At 59.8% G+C, this 17836-nt stretch carries 18 protein-coding genes; 5 read left to right on the top strand and 13 right to left on the bottom strand.

What is annotated here, in order from left to right; translation table 11 throughout:
* Positions 1–238 precede the first annotated feature (238 nt).
* From msrQ to HBN98_RS27010, 6 genes are all read right to left on the bottom strand, one after another.
* Positions 239–850 (bottom strand): protein-methionine-sulfoxide reductase heme-binding subunit MsrQ, encoded by a 612-nt coding sequence (gene msrQ, locus HBN98_RS27035; protein WP_064589200.1) that lies wholly within the window; start codon positions 848–850, stop codon positions 239–241.
* Positions 850–1863, bottom strand: a complete 1014-nt coding sequence (msrP, locus tag HBN98_RS27030) for a protein-methionine-sulfoxide reductase catalytic subunit MsrP (protein WP_083367910.1) — start codon at positions 1861–1863, stop codon at positions 850–852. Before msrP ends, msrQ begins: the two co-directional genes overlap by 1 nt.
* Positions 1864–1926: 63 nt before the next feature.
* The gene (gene pssA, locus HBN98_RS27025; RefSeq protein ID WP_064589202.1) at positions 1927–2784 is read right to left on the bottom strand and encodes a CDP-diacylglycerol--serine O-phosphatidyltransferase; all 858 of its coding nucleotides are present in this window, start codon (positions 2782–2784) and stop codon (positions 1927–1929) included.
* A gap of 148 nt (positions 2785–2932) precedes the next feature.
* Positions 2933–3949 carry a ketol-acid reductoisomerase gene (ilvC, locus tag HBN98_RS27020; protein WP_007959661.1) on the bottom strand — a complete coding sequence of 339 codons (1017 nt, stop codon included), beginning with the start codon at positions 3947–3949 and terminating at the stop codon, positions 2933–2935.
* 48 nt (positions 3950–3997) lie between these two features.
* Entirely contained in the window at positions 3998–4489 is a 492-nt protein-coding gene (gene ilvN / locus HBN98_RS27015) for an acetolactate synthase small subunit (RefSeq protein WP_003205610.1), read from the bottom strand.
* A 2-nt stretch (positions 4490–4491) separates the two neighbouring features.
* The gene (locus tag HBN98_RS27010) at positions 4492–6216 is read right to left on the bottom strand and encodes an acetolactate synthase 3 large subunit (RefSeq protein ID WP_064590094.1); all 1725 of its coding nucleotides are present in this window, start codon (positions 6214–6216) and stop codon (positions 4492–4494) included.
* A 399-nt stretch (positions 6217–6615) separates the two neighbouring features.
* On the opposite strand from HBN98_RS27010, the gene HBN98_RS27005 reads away from it, so the two are divergent.
* Positions 6616–7032 carry a DUF4124 domain-containing protein gene (locus HBN98_RS27005; protein ID WP_083367909.1) on the top strand — a complete coding sequence of 139 codons (417 nt, stop codon included), beginning with the start codon at positions 6616–6618 and terminating at the stop codon, positions 7030–7032.
* A gap of 95 nt (positions 7033–7127) precedes the next feature.
* Here HBN98_RS27005 and HBN98_RS27000 read toward each other — a convergent pair whose 3' ends face one another.
* Genes HBN98_RS27000 through mrcB form a run of 3 tightly spaced genes read right to left on the bottom strand, consistent with a single transcriptional unit; the run spans position 7128 to position 10559 of the window.
* Complete coding sequence (locus HBN98_RS27000) at positions 7128–7463, bottom strand: YqcC family protein (protein WP_083367908.1); 336 nt, start codon at positions 7461–7463, stop codon at positions 7128–7130.
* Positions 7463–8218, bottom strand: coding sequence for a tetratricopeptide repeat protein (locus tag HBN98_RS26995; protein WP_064589205.1), 756 nt, complete (start codon positions 8216–8218; stop codon positions 7463–7465). The genes HBN98_RS27000 and HBN98_RS26995 overlap by 1 nt, the downstream gene beginning before the upstream one ends.
* A gap of 16 nt (positions 8219–8234) precedes the next feature.
* Positions 8235–10559: a penicillin-binding protein 1B gene (gene mrcB, locus HBN98_RS26990; protein WP_064589206.1), complete on the bottom strand. Its 2325-nt coding sequence runs from the start codon at positions 10557–10559 to the stop codon at positions 8235–8237.
* Positions 10560–10675: 116 nt separating this feature from the next.
* Between mrcB and HBN98_RS26985 the strand changes: the two genes are divergently transcribed.
* The 4 genes from HBN98_RS26985 to HBN98_RS26970 all read left to right on the top strand — a co-directional run bounded on the left by HBN98_RS26985 (position 10676) and on the right by HBN98_RS26970 (position 14048).
* Positions 10676–12232 (top strand): bifunctional aminoglycoside phosphotransferase/ATP-binding protein, encoded by a 1557-nt coding sequence (locus HBN98_RS26985; RefSeq protein WP_083367907.1) that lies wholly within the window; start codon positions 10676–10678, stop codon positions 12230–12232.
* Between the two features lie 91 nt (positions 12233–12323).
* Positions 12324–12668: a pentapeptide repeat-containing protein gene (locus HBN98_RS26980; RefSeq protein WP_083367906.1), complete on the top strand. Its 345-nt coding sequence runs from the start codon at positions 12324–12326 to the stop codon at positions 12666–12668.
* 296 nt (positions 12669–12964) lie between these two features.
* Positions 12965–13237 carry a TfoX/Sxy family protein gene (locus HBN98_RS26975; RefSeq protein ID WP_016773175.1) on the top strand — a complete coding sequence of 91 codons (273 nt, stop codon included), beginning with the start codon at positions 12965–12967 and terminating at the stop codon, positions 13235–13237.
* 16 nt (positions 13238–13253) lie between these two features.
* The gene (locus tag HBN98_RS26970) at positions 13254–14048 is read left to right on the top strand and encodes a Crp/Fnr family transcriptional regulator (protein WP_083367905.1); all 795 of its coding nucleotides are present in this window, start codon (positions 13254–13256) and stop codon (positions 14046–14048) included.
* 232 nt (positions 14049–14280) lie between these two features.
* Here HBN98_RS26970 and HBN98_RS26965 read toward each other — a convergent pair whose 3' ends face one another.
* Genes HBN98_RS26965 through HBN98_RS26950 form a run of 4 tightly spaced genes read right to left on the bottom strand, consistent with a single transcriptional unit; the run spans position 14281 to position 17828 of the window.
* Complete coding sequence (locus tag HBN98_RS26965; RefSeq protein WP_083367904.1) at positions 14281–15135, bottom strand: ChaN family lipoprotein; 855 nt, start codon at positions 15133–15135, stop codon at positions 14281–14283.
* Between the two features lie 19 nt (positions 15136–15154).
* Positions 15155–15922 carry a heme ABC transporter ATP-binding protein gene (locus HBN98_RS26960; protein WP_083367903.1) on the bottom strand — a complete coding sequence of 256 codons (768 nt, stop codon included), beginning with the start codon at positions 15920–15922 and terminating at the stop codon, positions 15155–15157.
* On the bottom strand, positions 15922–16905 hold the full coding sequence (locus HBN98_RS26955) for a FecCD family ABC transporter permease (RefSeq protein WP_169844083.1): 984 nt from the start codon (positions 16903–16905) through the stop codon (positions 15922–15924). Before HBN98_RS26955 ends, HBN98_RS26960 begins: the two co-directional genes overlap by 1 nt.
* Before the next feature lie 50 nt (positions 16906–16955).
* A complete protein-coding gene (locus tag HBN98_RS26950) occupies positions 16956–17828 on the bottom strand; it encodes a heme/hemin ABC transporter substrate-binding protein (protein ID WP_083367901.1) in 873 nt (290 codons plus the stop codon).
* Positions 17829–17836 lie beyond the last annotated feature (8 nt).

Below are 17836 nucleotides of genomic sequence, written 5' to 3'. Positions count from 1 at the left end.
GCGTTACACGCTGCTGTCAACACCTCTTTTTCTCCGCTTTCGACCGAGAAGATCGAACCGTTAAAAGAGCCAAACATCACCACTCTTTCAACTCCTTCCAGGCTTCGATGAACTGAAGCGAGCCACTATCGAAAACTGCGTAACTCATTGAATCTCAAGGAGTTTTCCGTTTCGACTGCGCCGGAAGTGGGGCGAATTATAGACCTCTGGAATCTGCCGTCAACCGTTAATTTCAGTTTTATTGCAAAACCCGCTTTTTAGTCAGCAAACGCGGGATTCGACGCGCTATGGCAGGTACACGCAGCACTAAAAGCACTGCACCTATAAAGGCATAGATCGCCCACTCTTTGAGATCAGCACGCACGATCCACAGCATATGCAGCAATCCCAGCCCCAGAATCACGTACACCAACCGATGCAGTTTCTTCCAGCGCACACCTAAACGACGCTGACTGTAGCGATTGGACGTGACCGCCAACGCCAACAATCCGAGAAAACCCAGCGTACCCACAATAATGTACGGCCGCTTACGCAACTCCACGCCCAACTGAGACCAGTCAAAGCCCAGGATGAATGCCATGTAGCTGCACAAGTGCAAAACCACATACGCAAAACACCACAGCCCCAACTGCCGACGAACAGCAATCCACCCCGCCCACCCGGTCAACTTCTGTAAGGGCGTCATGGCCAAGGTTATCAACAGCAGCACCAATGTCCCCAGCCCCAGCCGATCCACCAGCACTTTGCCAGGATCCGGCCCAAGCAAATCCGCGAACGCCTGATAAAACCAAAGCAATGGCCAGATCGCCGCCGCAATGAAAACGCCTACACGCCAGTACGGATATCGCATCAATAGTTCTTCCGCAGATCGAGCCCTGTATAGAGAGAAGCGACTTCATCGGCGTAACCGTTAAACATCTGCGTATCACGCACGTTCGGTTTGAACAGACTGTTGGGCAACCGACGCTCCCGCGCCTGAGTCCAGCGCGGATGATCCACTGTTGGGTTAACGTTGGCGTAGAAGCCGTACTCATCCGCGGCGATGCTCTGCCAGGTTGTCTTTGGCTGCTCGCTGACCAGACTGATACGCACTATGGATTTAACGCTTTTGAACCCATACTTCCACGGCACCACCAAGCGCAGCGGCGCGCCATTCTGATTCGGCAATTCGCGGCCATACATGCCAACCGCCAGAATCGCCAATGGATTCATCGCCTCGTCCAGACGCAAGCCTTCTACATAAGGCCAGTCGATCAGGGCAAAACCCGAGCGCTGGCCGGGCATGCTTTTGGGATCCTGCAAGGTTTCAAAGCGAATGTACTTGGCCTTGGAAGTGGGTTCGACCTGCTTGAGCAGCGCAGAGATCGGAAAGCCGATCCACGGAATAACCATCGACCAGGCCTCAACGCAGCGAAGGCGATAGATACGCTCCTCCAACTGATAGGGCTTCATGAAGTCTTCCAGCGCATAGCGCCCGGGTTTACCGACCTCCCCATCCACGACCACGCTCCACGGCTCGGTTTTCAGCGAACCGGCATTGGCTGCCGGATCCCCTTTGTCAGTACCGAACTCATAGAAGTTGTTGTAATGGGTCGCGTCTTTATAAGGCGTGATCGCCTCATCCTTGACGTTGACCGCTCCCCACTTGGTAGAGGAAAGCTTGTCGGCAAACCAGGCCGGCGCCTTCCCCGGCTCGACGTCGGCATAACGTGCCGCCTCTTCCGCGGCAGCCCAACGCGGCAAGCTGCTCACGGCGATGCCGGCGGCGGTAGCTCCGAGCAATTGACGACGGGAGAGATAAATGAATTCAGGCGTGACTTCCGACTCATGGCAGTCGGAAGCTTTGGGGATTTTGATCAGCATGGCAACTCCGCAGCTTTGGAGGACAGATGCACCCATAGACTGCGGAGTATGCGGGAAATTACATCACTCGGCGTTTTTGTGACGACGAAGATGCAGCAGGTATTGCACCGGGCCGGAAGCCGCATAAGCGAGGAACACCAGCAGCAGAATGCGCGGTGGATCGCTGAAGACCACGGCAAACACCAGCACGACGGCAAGAATCGCCACGAACGGCACGCGACCCTTCAGATCCAGCTCCTTGAAGCTGTTGTACTTGATGTTGCTGACCATCAGCATGCCGGCAGCCGCGACCATCAAGGCAACCAGGAAGGACATCTTCGAACCTTGAATGCCGTAATCGCTGAACGCCCAGACGATCCCCGCCACCACGCCGGCAGCTGCCGGGCTGGCCAGACCGATGAAGTAGCGCTTGTCGGCCGTACCGACCTGGGTGTTGAAGCGCGCCAGACGCAACGCTGCACCGGCCACATAGATGAAGGCGACCATCCAGCCGACTTTGCCCATGTCACCCAACGCCCAGCCGAAGGCCAGCAGCGCCGGCGCCACACCAAAGGCAACCATATCGGACAGCGAGTCGTACTCGGCGCCGAATGCACTTTGCGTATTGGTCATGCGCGCCACGCGGCCATCGAGGCCGTCGAGCACCATCGCGACAAAGATCGCGATCGCGGCGAACGCGAAATACTTGCTCGCGTTCGCCGAGTCCCCGGCGCTCAAGGCCGCCTGGGCACTCATCGAGTTGATGATGGAATAAAACCCTGCAAACAGGTTCGCAGTGGTGAACAGGTTCGGCAGCAGATAGATACCACGATGCCGGACTTTACGACCTTCTGCGTCGTGCCCTTCCTCGATGTGTTCATCGATGGGCAGCAGGCTTTCGGCGTCAGAAGCCTGGTTCGGCTCTTCGGGACGTTCGCTCATGGACATTACCTTGCAACGTATTTGGAAAGTTTCGACAGGTGTCTGGGACGACGGTTCGGCCACAAACGCTGCAGCTTTATACCAGAACCTCCGGTTCAAACGAAAAAACGCGGCCGAGGCCGCGTTTTTTCATACAAGGGACGACGACTTAGTTTTTGGCTTTGTCGACGATCTTGTTGGCACCGATCCACGGCATCATGGAGCGCAGTTGCTCGCCGATGATTTCGATACCGTGAGCGGCGTTGTTACGACGCTTGGCGGTCATCGAAGGGTAGCCGGTTGCGCCTTCGCTGATGAACATTTTGGCGTATTCGCCGTCCTGAATACGTTTCAGGGCGTTGCGCATGGCCTGACGGGATTCGGCGTTGATCACTTCCGGACCGGTCACGTACTCGCCGTACTCAGCGTTGTTGGAGATCGAGTAGTTCATGTTGGCGATACCGCCTTCGTACATGAGGTCAACGATCAGTTTCAGTTCGTGCAGGCACTCGAAGTAGGCCATTTCCGGCGCGTAGCCAGCTTCAACCAGGGTTTCGAAACCGGCTTTTACCAACTCAACGGTACCGCCGCACAGTACGGCTTGTTCGCCGAACAGGTCGGTTTCGGTCTCGTCCTTGAAGGTGGTTTCGATGATGCCGGTACGACCGCCACCCACACCAGCAGCGTAGGACAGGGCTACGTTTTTGGCGTTGCCCGAAGCGTCCTGGTAGATCGCGATCAGGTCAGGGATACCGCCGCCCTTCACGAACTCGGAACGCACGGTGTGGCCCGGGGCTTTCGGCGCGATCATGATCACGTCGAGGTCGGCACGCGGAACAACCTGGTTGTAGTGGATCGCGAAGCCGTGGGAGAAGGCCAGGGTGGCGCCTTTCTTGATGTTCGGCTCGATTTCGTTCTTGTACAGCTGGGACTGGAACTCGTCCGGGGTCAGGATCATGACCAGATCGGCGCCGGCAACAGCGGCAGCCACGTCAGTCACTTTCAGGCCGTGAGCTTCGGCTTTGGCAACAGTGGCCGAACCTTTACGCAGACCGACAGTAACGTCGACACCGGAATCTTTCAGGTTGCACGCTTGGGCGTGGCCCTGGGAACCGTAACCGATGATGGCAACTTTCTTGCCCTGGATGATCGACAGGTCGCAGTCTTTATCGTAGAAAACTTTCATGAATTTCCCCTATATATCCAGGCCGTTCAGGCCATTCGCTAATTTGGTTTAGATGCTGAGTACTTTGTCGCCGCGGGCAATGCCGGTCACGCCACTACGGACGGTTTCCAGAATCGATGCGGTGCCGATGGACTGAATGAAGCTGTCGAGCTTGTCGCTGGTACCGGTCAATTGAACGGTATACACGCTGGCACTGACGTCGACGATCTGTCCACGGTAAATATCGGTGGTGCGTTTGATCTCGGCGCGCTGGGCGCCAGTGGCCTTGACCTTGACCAGCATCAGCTCGCGCTCGATGTGAGCGCTCTCCGACAGGTCCACCAGCTTGACCACTTCGATCAGCTTGTTCAGGTTTTTGGTGATCTGCTCGATGATTTCATCATGGCCGACGGTGGTCAGCGTCAGACGCGACAGAGTCGGGTCTTCGGTCGGGGCCACCGTCAGGCTTTCAATGTTGTAGTTGCGCTGCGAGAACAGGCCGACTACGCGAGACAAAGCGCCGGGTTCGTTTTCCAGAAGCAGGGAAATAATGTGCCGCATGATTAAGTACGCTCCGTCTTGCTCAGCCACATATCGCGCATGGAGCCGTCTTTGATCTGCATCGGATAGACGTGCTCGCTGGTATCGACCGAAATATCGATCACCACCAGACGATCTTTCATGGCGAACGCTTCTTCCATCTTCGATTTCAAATCTTTCGAATCGGTGATGCGCACGCCGACGTGACCGTAGGCTTCAGCCAGTTTGACGAAGTCAGGCAGCGACTCCATATAAGAGTGCGAGTGACGGCTGCCGTAGCTCATGTCCTGCCACTGACGAACCATCCCCAGAACACCGTTGTTCAGGATGACGATTTTCACCGGCAAGCCATATTGCAGGCAGGTCGACAGTTCCTGGATGTTCATCTGGATGCTGCCTTCGCCGGTGACGCAGGCAACGTCGTCATCCGGGAAGTTCAACTTGATGCCCATGGCCGCCGGGAAACCGAAGCCCATGGTGCCCAGGCCACCGGAGTTGATCCAGCGGTTCGGCTTGTTGAACGTGTAGTACTGCGCAGCGAACATCTGGTGCTGGCCCACGTCGGAAGTGATGAAGGCATCGCCCTTGGTCACTTCGCACAGGGTTTCGATCACGGTCTGCGGCTTGATCAGGCTGCCGTCGCCCTTTTCATAAGGGAACAGGCCGCGATCACCGCGCCATTCATCGACTTGCTTCCACCAGCTGGCAACGGACTCCTTGTTCGGGGTCTCGCCGATCTCCTTGAGGATCGCGACCATTTCGGTCAGGACGCTCTCCACCGGGCCAACGATTGGCACGTCGGCCTTGATGGTCTTGGAGATCGAAGCCGGGTCGATGTCGATGTGAATGATCTTGGCGTTCGGGCAGAACTTCGCCGCGCCGTTGATCACACGGTCATCGAAACGCGCGCCCACTGCCAGGATCACGTCGGCGTGGTGCATCGCCAGGTTGGCGGTGTAGCTGCCGTGCATGCCGAGCATGCCGATGAACTGACGGTCGGTGCCAGGGAAACCGCCCAGGCCCATCAAGGTGTTGGTCACGGGCAGGTTGAGCATTTTCGCCAGTTCGGTCAGCGGCGCAGAGCCGTTGCCCAGAATTACCCCGCCACCGGAATAGAGCACAGGACGCTTGGCCGCCAGAAGCATTTCTGCCGCCTTGCGGATTTGCCCGGAGTGACCGCGAACGGCCGGGCTGTAGGAGCGCAGCTTGGCTTTTTTCGGGAAGACGTATTCGAACTTCTCGGCCGGGTTGGTCATGTCTTTCGGGATATCGACCACGACCGGGCCCGGACGACCGGATTGCGCCAGGTAGAACGCCTTCTTCATGACTTCCGGGATTTCCGAAGCGTGCTTGATCATGAAGCTGTGCTTCACGATCGGCCGGGAGATACCGATCATGTCGGTTTCCTGGAACGCGTCGGTACCGACCATGGTGCTTGGCACCTGACCGGAGATGATCACCATTGGAATCGAATCCATATAGGCGGTGGCGATACCGGTGATGGCGTTTGTGGCGCCTGGACCGGAAGTCACCAATACCACGCCGGCTTTACCGGTGGCACGGGCGTAGCCGTCAGCCATATGGGTCGCCGCTTGTTCGTGACGAACCAGGATGTGGGTCACTTCCGGTTCTTTGAACAGGGCATCGTAAACATGAAGGAGAGCACCACCCGGGTACCCGTAGATATATTTGACGCCTTCGTCACGCAAGAAGCGGACGAGCATCTCACCGCCAGATAAAAGCTCCACGTTGTTCACCTCTAAAACGCCAGAATACCGTCCACACAAAAGGGGCGGGTCTTAATAGGTTTACTTCTCGGCAGAGCATGAGCGACGGTGGTCGCCGACTACGTCAGCACTGACTGAGCAAGTATTGGGATCGTCCCAAGTGTTGCGGGCCTTTCCCACCCAGCGCGAGGTAACGCGTTGCGGGTGTAACAGGTCGACGCGGATATGCGCCTCATGATCTACCGAGTGGGTCTGCTTCTGGCAGTCCCTCTACAGCGGACTTTGGATTCTTCTGTTTCGCCCTCTCCAAGTCAAGCCGTCAATGTGCTTAATTGTGGGTAAGCACATGAGAACGCAAGAAAAAACCTGAAAACCGCTACTCTGTTAGCGTCAATTGCGCAATTTTGCCAAGGAATCAGCATGCGAACGCTTCTGTTAACTCTGCTGATCGGCCTCAGCCCCTGGTGCTCGGCCGCTCAAATCTACAAATGGGTCGATGCCCAAGGCGTCACACACTTTGATGCGCAGCCCCCGCAAGGTCAGCCGGCGACCACCCTGCAAACACCCTCCTCGCCCCCGTCCAAACCCGCAGCGATGCCTGGCGGCGGTGCGCTGGGCGATCAGAAAGCCATCGACGACAAGGTCAAGAAACAGGTAACCGAGCAGCAGGCGCAGCTCAAGGCGTTTTGCGAGCAGGCACGAACGAACCTGGCGCAATTGCAGAACAATCCGCGGTTGAGGGAAGAGGTCGAGGGACAGTTGCGAAGGCTGGATGATGCGCAGCGACAGGAGCGTATTGTCGAGGCTCAGAAACAGATAGCCGAGAATTGTAACTAGGTACCTGTAGGAGGTGCCGAAGGCTGCGATCTTTTGATCTTTGAAAGCAAAATCAAAAGATCGCAGCCTTCGGCAGCTCCTACACAGAAGCGGTATTAGCGCGAGGCCGTGATCAGCCGGTCGAACTCTTTGAGCAGCACCTGCAGCTGTCGATCCTTGCCCTGCAGGTTGCGCTGGGCGAAGACCATCTCAGCCATTTCCTGGATGCCCGAGGCATTGGGTAGCGGCAGGTCCTGTTCGAGGATCATTTTCATCCGCGGCAGGAAGATCCATTGCAGCCATTGCTCGAAATCCAGCGTGTCGACCGAAAACGGCTCGACACTGCTCAGGGCTTCGGGCGATGGCTGAACCTCATCCCACCAACCCTGCGTGCGCAGTTCACGCTCGATCAGCAGCAACTGATCGGCGATTTTCGGGAAACGAGTATCCATCAGAGCGAAACCTTGGCCTTCTGACGGGCCAGCGCTGCGCCGGCGGAGTCGCCCTGCTTCTCACGGGACTGCGCGATGATTTCCCACAGGTTGGCTTGCAAGTCCGGACGGCCGTTGGCCATGGTCAACGCGCGACGGGCGAACTGCTCGGCCTGCGGCGCATCACCTTGCGCCATGCGCACCTGCGCCAGACGATAAAGCACTTGCGGCTCACGCGGGGCAACGCGCTGGGCACGCTCCAGGCTGGAGGACGCACCGTTGAGGTCGCCGCCGGCCTGCTGTTGCTGTGCGGTGGTCAGCAAGGCGAGCACCGGGCCGTCCAGTTGCTCGTCTGCCGACAGACCACCGCCGCTGCTGGCCGAAGGAATTCCGCTTGGTGTCGACGGCATGCTGTAGCTGCCGGTGTTGATCGGCGCCGACTCGACCGGCGACGGGTTGTACGGCCCCGCGGTGATACCGCCGGAAGCCGGACCTGGCACGATCGGCGAGGTGCTGATCGGCGCCGATGTCGTGGCGCCGCCACCCGGCACCATCACCACCACGCCGGTATCACCCTGCGGAATGGCCTGGGATTGCGCCTGGCCTTGTACCGGACGCTTGACTGTCGTCTTGCGGAAACCGCCGTTGGCCGACAGACGTTCGCTGTTGGATACGGCTGTGCCGGAGTCCACCACCGGGATCGAACCACGCTGTACGGTAGAGCAGCCGCTGAGCAAAGCCACGGCGGTCACCGCTGGAATCAACCACTTGTTCACTTGAAACCCTCTTTGCTTAATTCATCCAGCCCTTGACCCAATCCATCACCGACTCCGGTGAAGCAGGCGTTTCGCTTGCACACGCGGCGCCGGGTGGCGGTTCGCTGCCGCGAATATACGGCATCTGCACCGCCCCCGGACAGTTGGCATCAGAGCCTTGTCCGGTACGCGAATCGACCCACGCCTGAACGATGTTGTCCGGCTGCGGCATGTCCAGCGGCAGCGGGTCGGCCTTGCGCATGAAACTGGTCCAGACCTGCAGCGCACCGGTCGCCCCGGTGAACGGAGTCTTGCCGTTGTCATCACGACCGAGCCAGACCACCGCCAGCAGGTCCTGACTGAACCCGGCGAACCAGCTGTCACGCGAATCGTTACTGGTACCGGTCTTGCCAGCCAGGGTCAGGGTTTTGGGCAGCACGTTGTAGACCGAGCTGCCGGTACCTTCACGCATCACCCGTTGCATGGCGTTCTGGATCAGGTAGATGGACGCCGGATCGAAACGCTGCTCGATCTGGAACGGGTAACGCTTGAGCGGCTCGCCCTCGGCGGTCAGGACGCTGCGAATCCCGCGCATCGGCGTATTGAAACCACCGTTGGCGAGGGTCTGGTACATGGTCGCCACTTCGATCGGGGTCATGCCGCCGGCCCCCAGCAGCATCGACGGGAACGCCGGGAATTCCCGGGTCACGCCCAGACGCGCAAGGGTCTTGAGCACATTCGGCACACCGACTTCCAGGCCGAGACGCGAGGTGGACAGGTTGTAGGAGTGCGCCAGCCCTTGATAGAGGAACACCGTACCGTGGGAACGGCGGTCGTAGTTCTGTGGCTTCCACACCTGGCCGTCCGCGCCTTTGATCGACAACGGATCATCCGACAGCCAACTGGTCAGCGTGTAATGGCTCGGTTTCTCCAGCGCGGTCAGATACACCGCCGGCTTGACCAGGGAACCGATTGGCCGCACGGCATCCAGCGCCCGGTTGAAACCGGCGTAACTGGCCTGACGGCTACCAATCATCGCCTGGACTTCGCCGGTTTCCGGATTGGTCACGACCATCGCCGCTTCCACGTCATCGGAGCCCTTGCGCCCCGCCAGACGCTTGAAGGTGTCGTTGACCGACGCCTCGGCCTTCATCTGCAGAATCGGGTCGAAACTGGTGAAGATCCGCAGGCCTTCTTCGGTCAAGTCTTCGTCGCGATAGTCTTCACGCAATTGACGTTTGACCAGATCGATAAAGCCGGGGAACGAGCTGTCGGCGAGCTTGCCGCGCGTCGTCACGCCCAGCGGCATTTTCTTCGCCGCTTCGACCTGTTCGGCCGTCGCCACGCCTTGCTGCTCAAGCACGTCGAGCACCAGGTTACGCCGCTCCAGCGCACGCTCCGGATTACGACGCGGGTTGTAGTAGGACGGGCCTTTGACCATGCCGACCAGCAACGCAACCTGATGCAGCTTGAGCTCGGACAGAGGCTGGCCGAAGAAGAACTGACTGGCCAGACCGAAACCGTGCACCGCACGCTGACCGTCCTGACCGACGAAGACTTCGTTGAGGTACGCCTCAAGAATCTCTTTCTTGTCGTAATGCAGCTCCAGCAACATCGCCATCATCGCTTCGGTGAGCTTGCGGCTCAGGCTGCGTTCGTTGGTGAGGTAGAAGTTCTTGACCAGTTGCTGGGTCAGGGTACTGCCGCCCTGGGTCATTTTGCCGCCAGAAGTGTTGACCCAGATGGCCCGGGCAATCGATTTCGGCGATACGCCCCAGTGACTGTAATAGTCGCGGTCTTCCACCGCTACCAGGGTATCCAGCAGATACGGCGGCACCTGATCGAGCTTGATCAGAATGCGGTCTTCAAGGTTTTTCGGATAAATACCGCCGATCATCAGCGGCTCCAGCCGCACCACCGACAGTTTCGAACCGTTGAGCCCGGAGAGTTCGGCCACATAGTCGCCGGAGAAACGCACGCGCACCGGCTGGGCTTTTTCCAGGCCTTCATAGAACTGGAAGCCGCGGGTGTTCAGATCAACGGTATTGCCGTTGACTGCAGCAGCGCCGGGGCCATTGCTCACGGCTTCGCGGCGATAGCCGAGGGCGTCGAGTTCGGTGAGGAAATCGTCCTTGCTGAGCTTTTGTCCGACGAACAGCTCAAGCGGACGCGCGTATACCTTGGCCGGGATGGTCCAGCGCTTGCCGGAGAACTTCTCCTGCACCACGGCATCGAGGTAAACGGCGAAGCCGGCCAGCACCACAAGGCCGACCAGGCTGAGTTTAATGGCCCAGCCCAACCACGGGCGCAGGCCCTTGGCAGGTGGTTTTTTCTTGGTACGAGGGGATCGAGTTCGAGTCATGGCGGCGGATTATACGCACTTTATTCATACTCAACAGGAGCGCTCCGAGGTTTGCGTCGGGCTGGCGAGCGGCCATAATGGCGACCTCGAATTTCCCAGTCTCTGAAGGATCGCCCGTGAGCCAGTCACTGATCGCTGCCCTGCAAAACCCGGCCCTCTACCCGCACCCCGTCGAAGGGTTCCAGGTCATCGAAACCCATATCTCGTGGGTGATCCTCACCGGTCCCTTTGCCTATAAAGTGAAGAAGCCGGTGAATTTCGGCTTCCTCGACTTCACCGGTCTGGAATCGCGCGCACATTTCTGCGCTGAAGAACTGCGCCTGAACCAGCGCCTGACCGATGATTTGTATCTGGACGTGTTGCCGGTCACCGGCAGCGTCGAGGCGCCACAACTGGGCGGCGACGGCCCGGTGATCGAATACGTGCTGAAAATGCGTCAGTTCCCGCAGGCCGGCCTGCTCAACACCCTGCAGGCCAACGGTGAGTTGACCACTCAGCACATCGACGAAATGGCCGAGCAGATCGCCCACTTCCACCTCAGCGCACCGAAGGTTCCGGCCGAGCACGAAGCCGGCACCCCGGATGCAGTGATGGCGCCGGTCTCGCAAAACTTCGAACAGATCCTGCCGTTCCTCAGCGACAAGAACGATCTGCTGCAACTCGAAGCGCTGAAAGCCTGGGCCGAAAGCAGCTTCGAACGCCTCAAGCCACTGTTCGCCCAGCGCAAGACCGAGGGTTTCACCCGCGAATGTCACGGTGACATCCACTTGGGCAACGCCACGGTCATCGACGGCAAAGTGGTGATCTTCGACTGCATCGAGTTCAACGAACCGTTCCGCTTCACCGACGTCTGGGCCGACACCGGCTTCTTGGCGATGGACCTTGAAGACCGTGGCCTGAAATCCCTGGCCCGTCGTTTCATCAGCCAATACCTGGAACTGACCGGCGACTATCAAGGCCTGGAAGTGCTGAACTTCTACAAAGCCTACCGCGCCCTGGTTCGCGCCAAGGTTGCGCTGTTCAGCATGCCAGCGGACGCTACCCCGGTGCAGCGCGCCACCACCCTGCGCCAATACCGCAACTACGCCAACCTGGCAGAAAGCTACAGCACCATTCCTTCGCGTTTCATGGCCATCACCCACGGTGTATCGGCAGTCGGCAAGAGCCATGTGGCGATGCGCCTGGTCGAAGCACTGGGCGCGATTCGCCTGCGTTCCGACGTCGAGCGCAAGCGCCTGTTCGGCGAACAAACCGTGGCCAACGACGTGCAGGCCGGGATTTACAGCGCCGATGCCAGCGCTGCCACCTACGCCCGCCTGCACACAATTGCGGATGTCATCCTGCACGCCGGGTTCCCGGTGGTGATTGATGCGACCTACCTCAAGCGCGAGCAACGTGACGACGCGGCGAAAGTGGCCGAAGCCACTGGCACACCGTTCCTGATCCTTGACTGCAACGCGCCGCAAGCAGTGATCGAGAGCTGGCTGGCGATTCGTCAGGCCGACAAAAAAGATCCGTCTGACGCCACGTTGGCCGTGATCGAGGCGCAACAGGCCAACCGCGAAGCCCTGACGCCAGAAGAAATCCTGCGCAGCAAACGCGTGCAAACCAATGAAAGCGGGACTCTCGACACCGTCGTCGCGCAAATCCGCCAGCGTCTGCCGGGCCTGTAAGAAACTATTTCGGCCGTGAAGCCCTCGCTAGCTTCACGGCCGTCAAATAGTGGCACTATACTGGCGTCATAAAACCAACAGGTGATGTGACATGAGCCAGCCGAAACTTCTCGACACCCCGCTTTATGCCTTGCTGCACAAAGACGACATCGCAGGCTTCAACAAGGAACGCCCGAAAGACAGCCCGATCGACATGGTCGGCGGCGATTTCCGCGGTCTCGACCTGCGTGAACTGAATGCCGATGGCGTGGATTTCCGGGACGCGTACTTCCGTTCCGCCGATTTGCGCGGCATTGATTTCCGAAATTCATCACTGGAAGGCGCAAGCCTGGCCCACGCACAGATTTCCGGAGCGTACTTCCCGCCGGAACTGAGTGCCGACGAAATCCTGATGTCGATGAATTTTGGTACCCGCTTGCGTTATCGCACCCGCTGATACACCCGTTTCTCCGACACGACACCCGCCCGGTGGGAGCGAGCCTGCTCGCGAATACGCAGTGTCAGTCGACATGAATGTGAGAGTTGAACCGCTTTCGCGAGCAGGCTCGCTCCCACATTTATTGGCAACTCTCCCCGTCTACCTGCGTCCGCAGACCTTTCGCCCCCTCCTACACCGCCCTTTTCTTAGAAGCATTTGCGTCTAATCCGACCAAACAACCACGCTTTTCCTACTGATGGCTACACTCCTGAGAAGCTCGCCCACGCACCATTCGGCCGTCGCAAGGAGGCTTGATGAATGATGAACTGCAACACTTGAAGAATCTTGGCAAGACGTCGGCGCAGTGGCTGCATGCCGTGGGCATCCACAGCGCCTCGGACTTGCGTCGCCTTGGGGCGGTGGACGCCTATCGGGCGGTGCGTACCCGTGGGTTTCGCGCATCGAAGGTGTTGCTGTATGCGATCGAAGGGGCGCTGATGGATGTGCATTGGAACGACATCCCGGCCGAACGCAAAGACGCCTTGAACAAGCAGCTCGAGGCCATTTCCGCGCGGCACAAGAATTGAACGGGCGCTGACGGCCATGTATTTGCTTGGGGAACAGTCGGCACCGGTCGATGCACTGATCAATCGTTTACAGAGCTTGCCTGGTCGCTGGCTCGAAGGGCTTACGCCGAGCGGACCGGCGCTGGAGCTGCAAACCACTGACGATCTGCTGCAACAATTACCTGCCGATCAGTTGTTTCTGCTGACAGAAGGCGTGATCAACGGCTGCCTCGGAGGCCGCGCGGTTTTTTATTGGCAGGAAGGCGACTTGATCGGTCTGCAGCAAGGTCAAGCCTGGGCCGACTGCCGTCTGTGCAGTGACGGGCCATTGCGATTGCTGCCTTTTAGGCGCGCTGAACTGCTGCAACATGTGTTTGCCGGACCCGAACGGGCCGAGCAACTGCTGGAGTACCTGCTGGGGCAGATGGCAATGCTGGCCCACGCGGTGGCTGAGCTGAAGCCGCGGGAGTTTCGCAGCACTAATGGCTTCAAGCGGGTCGAGAGCGGTGAGGTGTTGATCCAGCAGGGCGATGTGGCCGATCACGTCTTTGTGATCATCGATGGGCATGCCGAAGCATTTGTTGACGGGCACAAGGTCGGCGACGTGCCCAAAGACGAGATTTTCGGTGCCATGGCGGTGTTCACCGGTGAGCCGCGCAATGCCACGGTCATCGCTCGCGAGCCCAGCACGGTGATGCTGATTCCCGGCGATCAGTTTTTGAGCATGACGCGCAACAATCCGAAAATCGCTCACAGCCTGATTGAGAGCATGGCGCGCCGGATCGGCCAGCTCAACCAGCAGATCACCCAGCTGAGCGCACTCAAAGGTTAGCGCCAGGCCCCGTGTTTCCGGGGCGCTGCGACCGTCGGCATGACTAAATCAAGCAAATGCAAAAACAGTGGTTGACTCGATAATGAGAATCGCTATGATTATCACAACTGGTCGCGAGATCAGTCGATATTCTGAAAAGCCCTTGGTTCGGACTCTCAGATTATCTCCTCATCAGGCTAATCACGGTTATTTGACCCGGTTTTTACCGGGTCTTTTTTTGCCTGTGGAAAAGTCATTGGCCGAACTGTTTGCGCATCTGCGCGCAGTAATCCTGCTTGGGTGTTGCCGGGGTGTACCAGACGTAATCAGCCATCGCTGCGCTGACTTCGCTCCCCTGCTCGGCCAACAGCAGCACCGTCGGCGCCTGAGCAGCGCCCAAATCCAGAACATGCAGCGGCACGCCAACATCCTTGCGCGCATGCCAGGCCCCCGCCAACAACACGGCTGGCGTGGGCGCTGCCTGCAACCGCTGAGCCATGCGCCGATCACGTTGCTGCTGAACGGCGAGCATCGCCGGCATCTGCGATGTGGGCAGCAAGCCGCAGTGTGAGTCGCTGATCTGCTCCAGCAGGGTGGCCTGCACCGAGGCCGCATTGCTGCGCGCACCGCTCAAATCTGGCGGCTGACGATAAAACGCGCGAATTTCGCTGTTATCCAGATTGGCCGCCAACAGCGGATACGGTTGCGTGAGGGCGAACCGAACGATCGGGCCATAGAGATTCCAGTCCCAACCGTCCTGCCAGGCCAAGGCGCCGGCAAGATCAGTGGGCGGCGCTGTCGCGTGACGAACTTGATCAACTTTCGACTGTTGATCTGGCGTGAGCATTTCCAGCAGCAGGCTGCCCTGGGGCCGCTGTTCACCGAGCGCCTGCAACAGCCACAACTGCGCGGCGTGGTGATCGGCGTTGTCATGTTGCTCGCCAATGATCAGCTGTTGCGGCTTGGCCAGACGCGTCAGCAGTTCCTGCGCCGTCAGCACCTGACCGCTGCGCAGATCGCGAATCTCGCCGCTGATCGGCGGCGGCGGCGCGGCAACATGCTGACACCCCGCCAGCAACCACACGATCAATAGCCACATCCAACGCATGCCATCACCTCGATGAGAATCAGCGGGCGATGATCAGCGGATGCCCACGCTCCGGGTGCGGCTGCACCAAGACTTCAAGACCGAACACGGCTTTGAGCGTATCCGGTCGCAATACCTGCTGCGGTGTATCTAGCGCCACCGGGCGTCCGCCTGCAAGCAACAGCACACGATCACAATAGCGCGCCGCCAGATTCAGATCATGCAGGATGACCAGCACTGCCGCGCCGCGGTCGGCAAATGCGCGCACCGCTTGCAGCGTCGTGTGTTGATGCAGCGGATCGAGCATCGACGTCGGTTCGTCCAGCAGCAGGGTTTGCCCGGCCTGCCCCGGCCACAACTGAGCCAGCACCCGCGCCAGATGCACGCGCTGACGCTCGCCGCCCGACAACGCCAGATAACTGCGACCGCTCAGATGCCCGGCATCCGCGGCATTCAGGGCTGCCGCGACAATCTCGTCATCTCGCACCCGACCGCTCTGGTAAGGCAAGCGGCCCATGCCGACCACTTCTTCGACGCGAAAGGCAAAGTCCAGCGTCGACACCTGCGGCAATACCGCCAGACGCTGAGCGCGCTGCGTGCCCGCCCAGTGGCTCAAGGCCTGACCCTCCAGCGAAACCTCGCCTTCACTGGCCGCCAGCTCTCCGCACAGTGCGCCGAGCAGTGTGCTTTTACCGGCACCGTTCGGCCCGAGCACACCCAGCACTTCACCCGGTTCAAGGTGCAGGGTGACTTCGCTGAGCACTGTTTCGCGCCCGCGACGGACGTGCAGATTGTGCGCACGCAGCATCAGGCACGTCCTCGCAATAGCAAGTAAAGGAAGAACGGCGCACCGATAAACGCAGTGACAATACCGATCGGCAACTCCGCCGGCGCCAACGCGAGCCGCGCAACCAGATCCGCCAGTAACAACAGACTGGCCCCGGCCAATACCGAGGCCGGCAGCAGCACGCGATGATCCGGCCCGGCCAGCAAGCGCACCAGGTGCGGCACCACCAGCCCGACGAAGCCGATCATCCCCGCGGCCGCCACGGCCGCACCGACACCCAGCGCCGTGCAAAACACCAACTCTCGCTTGAGTCGCTCGACATCAAGACCCAAGTGCCCCGCTTCGGACTCACCTAGCAACAAGGCATTCAAGGCCTTGGCGCGACGCGGCAACCACAGTGCCACACCGGTGCTGATGATCAGCAACGGCCAGAGCCGCGCGTAACTGGCGCCATTGAGGCTACCGAGGTTCCAGAACGTCAGCGTGCGCAGGGTCGCGTCATCCGCCAGATAGGTGAACAGCCCCACCGCCGAGCTTGCCAGCGCCGTCAGGGCAATCCCCGCCAGCAGCATGGTCGCCACATTAGTCTGACCGTTGCGGCGGCCGAGCCGATAAACCAGCGCGGTCACCCCGAGCCCACCGAGAAACGCACACGCCGACAACAGATACGGCCCGAACCACTCCGGCAAACCGCCAAACAATGAGCCACCGACAATCGCTACCGCCGCGCCCAACGCCGCACCGCTGGACACCCCGACCAACCCGGGGTCGGCCAACGGATTGCGAAACAAGCCCTGCATCGCCACACCGGACAGCGCCAGCACGCCGCCGACCGCCAGCCCGAGCAAGGTGCGGGGCAAGCGAATCTGCCCGAGGATCAGCTCAGCCTGCTCCAGGCCGTCCGGCGCCAGCGGCAAGCCGAGCATGCGTAATGCAGCGCGCAAGGTATCGAACAGCGGCAGGCTGACCGGCCCCAGCGCCAGTGACAGCCAGATGGCCAGCAGACACAGCAGTATCAGGCCGAGGAACAGGCTGCGCGGTTTGACCAATGGGGTCATGGGTTGCCCTTGGCCGGGTAGAAACCGTCAGCCAGACGTTGCACCGCCGCTGGCAAACGTGGCCCGAGCCCGCCAACCAGCAGCGTCGGATCCAGCTCCAGCACTCGTCCGGCCTTGGCTGCGCGATTTGCTTGGAGAATCGGGTTTTCCTTGAACAGCGCCGCTTTCGCCGCCTCACCGCTCAGCGCGCGATCAGCGAACACCAGCACCTCGGGATCGAGCCCGGCCAGCGACTCCACGGAGAAGGGTTTGTAACCCGTATGCGTCGCCAGGTTATGCCCGCCGGCCTGTTGCAACAGCCAGTCGACAGCGGTGTCCTTGCCGGCGATCAACGGTTTGCCACCGGCATGCCCGATCAGCACCAGCACACCGGGAGCTTCATGTTGGGCCTGTAACTTGGCGACCCGGGATTGCTGCGCCTTCAGCTGCTGTTGATAACGCTCCAACAACTGCGTCGCCTGCGCTTGCGCCCCCAGCAACTGCCCCAGATGCGTAACGTTTTTCTCCAGCGTCGGCAGATCCGGTTGCGCCGAGAACAGTTCAACCCGCACCTTGGCGCTCTTCACTTGAGCGATGACCGGCGGTGGCCCCATTTCTTCGGTGCCGATGAGAATGTCCGGGCGCAGGCTGAGAATGCCTTCTGCCGACAGGCTGCGCTGATAACCGATGCTCGGCAGTGCTTGCAGGGATTGCGGATGCTGACTGGTGGTGTCGACGCCGACCAGTTTCGATTCGCCGCCCAAGGCACTCACCCACTCCGAGAGCGCCCCGCCGGCACTGACCCAGCGTTGTGGCAAATCGGCCGCCAGCACCTGCAGGCTGGCGAGCAGTCCGACACACAGCACAGCCACGCGGGTTTTCAGGCGCATACACAGCT

It is taken from the genome of Pseudomonas koreensis (assembly GCF_012986595.1).
Lineage (GTDB): Bacteria > Pseudomonadota > Gammaproteobacteria > Pseudomonadales > Pseudomonadaceae > Aquipseudomonas > Aquipseudomonas koreensis.
The sequence above is the reverse complement of the archived record's forward strand: the minus strand, read 5'-3'. Positions and strand labels throughout refer to the sequence as shown.

What these genes read in the sequence shown, in the direction of transcription:
- ilvN (WP_003205610.1), bottom strand. Translation starts at nt 4,489, where the DNA reads ATGCGGCACATTATTTCCCTGCTTCTGGAAAACGAACCCGGCGCTTTG.
- HBN98_RS26975 (WP_016773175.1), top strand. Translation starts at nt 12,965, where the DNA reads ATGAATGATGAACTGCAACACTTGAAGAATCTTGGCAAGACGTCGGCG.
- mrcB (WP_064589206.1), bottom strand. Translation starts at nt 10,559, where the DNA reads ATGACTCGAACTCGATCCCCTCGTACCAAGAAAAAACCACCTGCCAAG.
- HBN98_RS26970 (WP_083367905.1), top strand. Translation starts at nt 13,254, where the DNA reads ATGTATTTGCTTGGGGAACAGTCGGCACCGGTCGATGCACTGATCAAT.
- msrP (WP_083367910.1), bottom strand. Translation starts at nt 1,863, where the DNA reads ATGCTGATCAAAATCCCCAAAGCTTCCGACTGCCATGAGTCGGAAGTC.
- ilvC (WP_007959661.1), bottom strand. Translation starts at nt 3,949, where the DNA reads ATGAAAGTTTTCTACGATAAAGACTGCGACCTGTCGATCATCCAGGGC.
- HBN98_RS27005 (WP_083367909.1), top strand. Translation starts at nt 6,616, where the DNA reads ATGCGAACGCTTCTGTTAACTCTGCTGATCGGCCTCAGCCCCTGGTGC.
- HBN98_RS26965 (WP_083367904.1), bottom strand. Translation starts at nt 15,135, where the DNA reads ATGCGTTGGATGTGGCTATTGATCGTGTGGTTGCTGGCGGGGTGTCAG.
- HBN98_RS27000 (WP_083367908.1), bottom strand. Translation starts at nt 7,463, where the DNA reads ATGGATACTCGTTTCCCGAAAATCGCCGATCAGTTGCTGCTGATCGAG.
- msrQ (WP_064589200.1), bottom strand. Translation starts at nt 850, where the DNA reads ATGCGATATCCGTACTGGCGTGTAGGCGTTTTCATTGCGGCGGCGATC.
- HBN98_RS26950 (WP_083367901.1), bottom strand. Translation starts at nt 17,828, where the DNA reads ATGCGCCTGAAAACCCGCGTGGCTGTGCTGTGTGTCGGACTGCTCGCC.
- pssA (WP_064589202.1), bottom strand. Translation starts at nt 2,784, where the DNA reads ATGAGCGAACGTCCCGAAGAGCCGAACCAGGCTTCTGACGCCGAAAGC.
- HBN98_RS26960 (WP_083367903.1), bottom strand. Translation starts at nt 15,922, where the DNA reads ATGCTGCGTGCGCACAATCTGCACGTCCGTCGCGGGCGCGAAACAGTG.
- HBN98_RS26980 (WP_083367906.1), top strand. Translation starts at nt 12,324, where the DNA reads ATGAGCCAGCCGAAACTTCTCGACACCCCGCTTTATGCCTTGCTGCAC.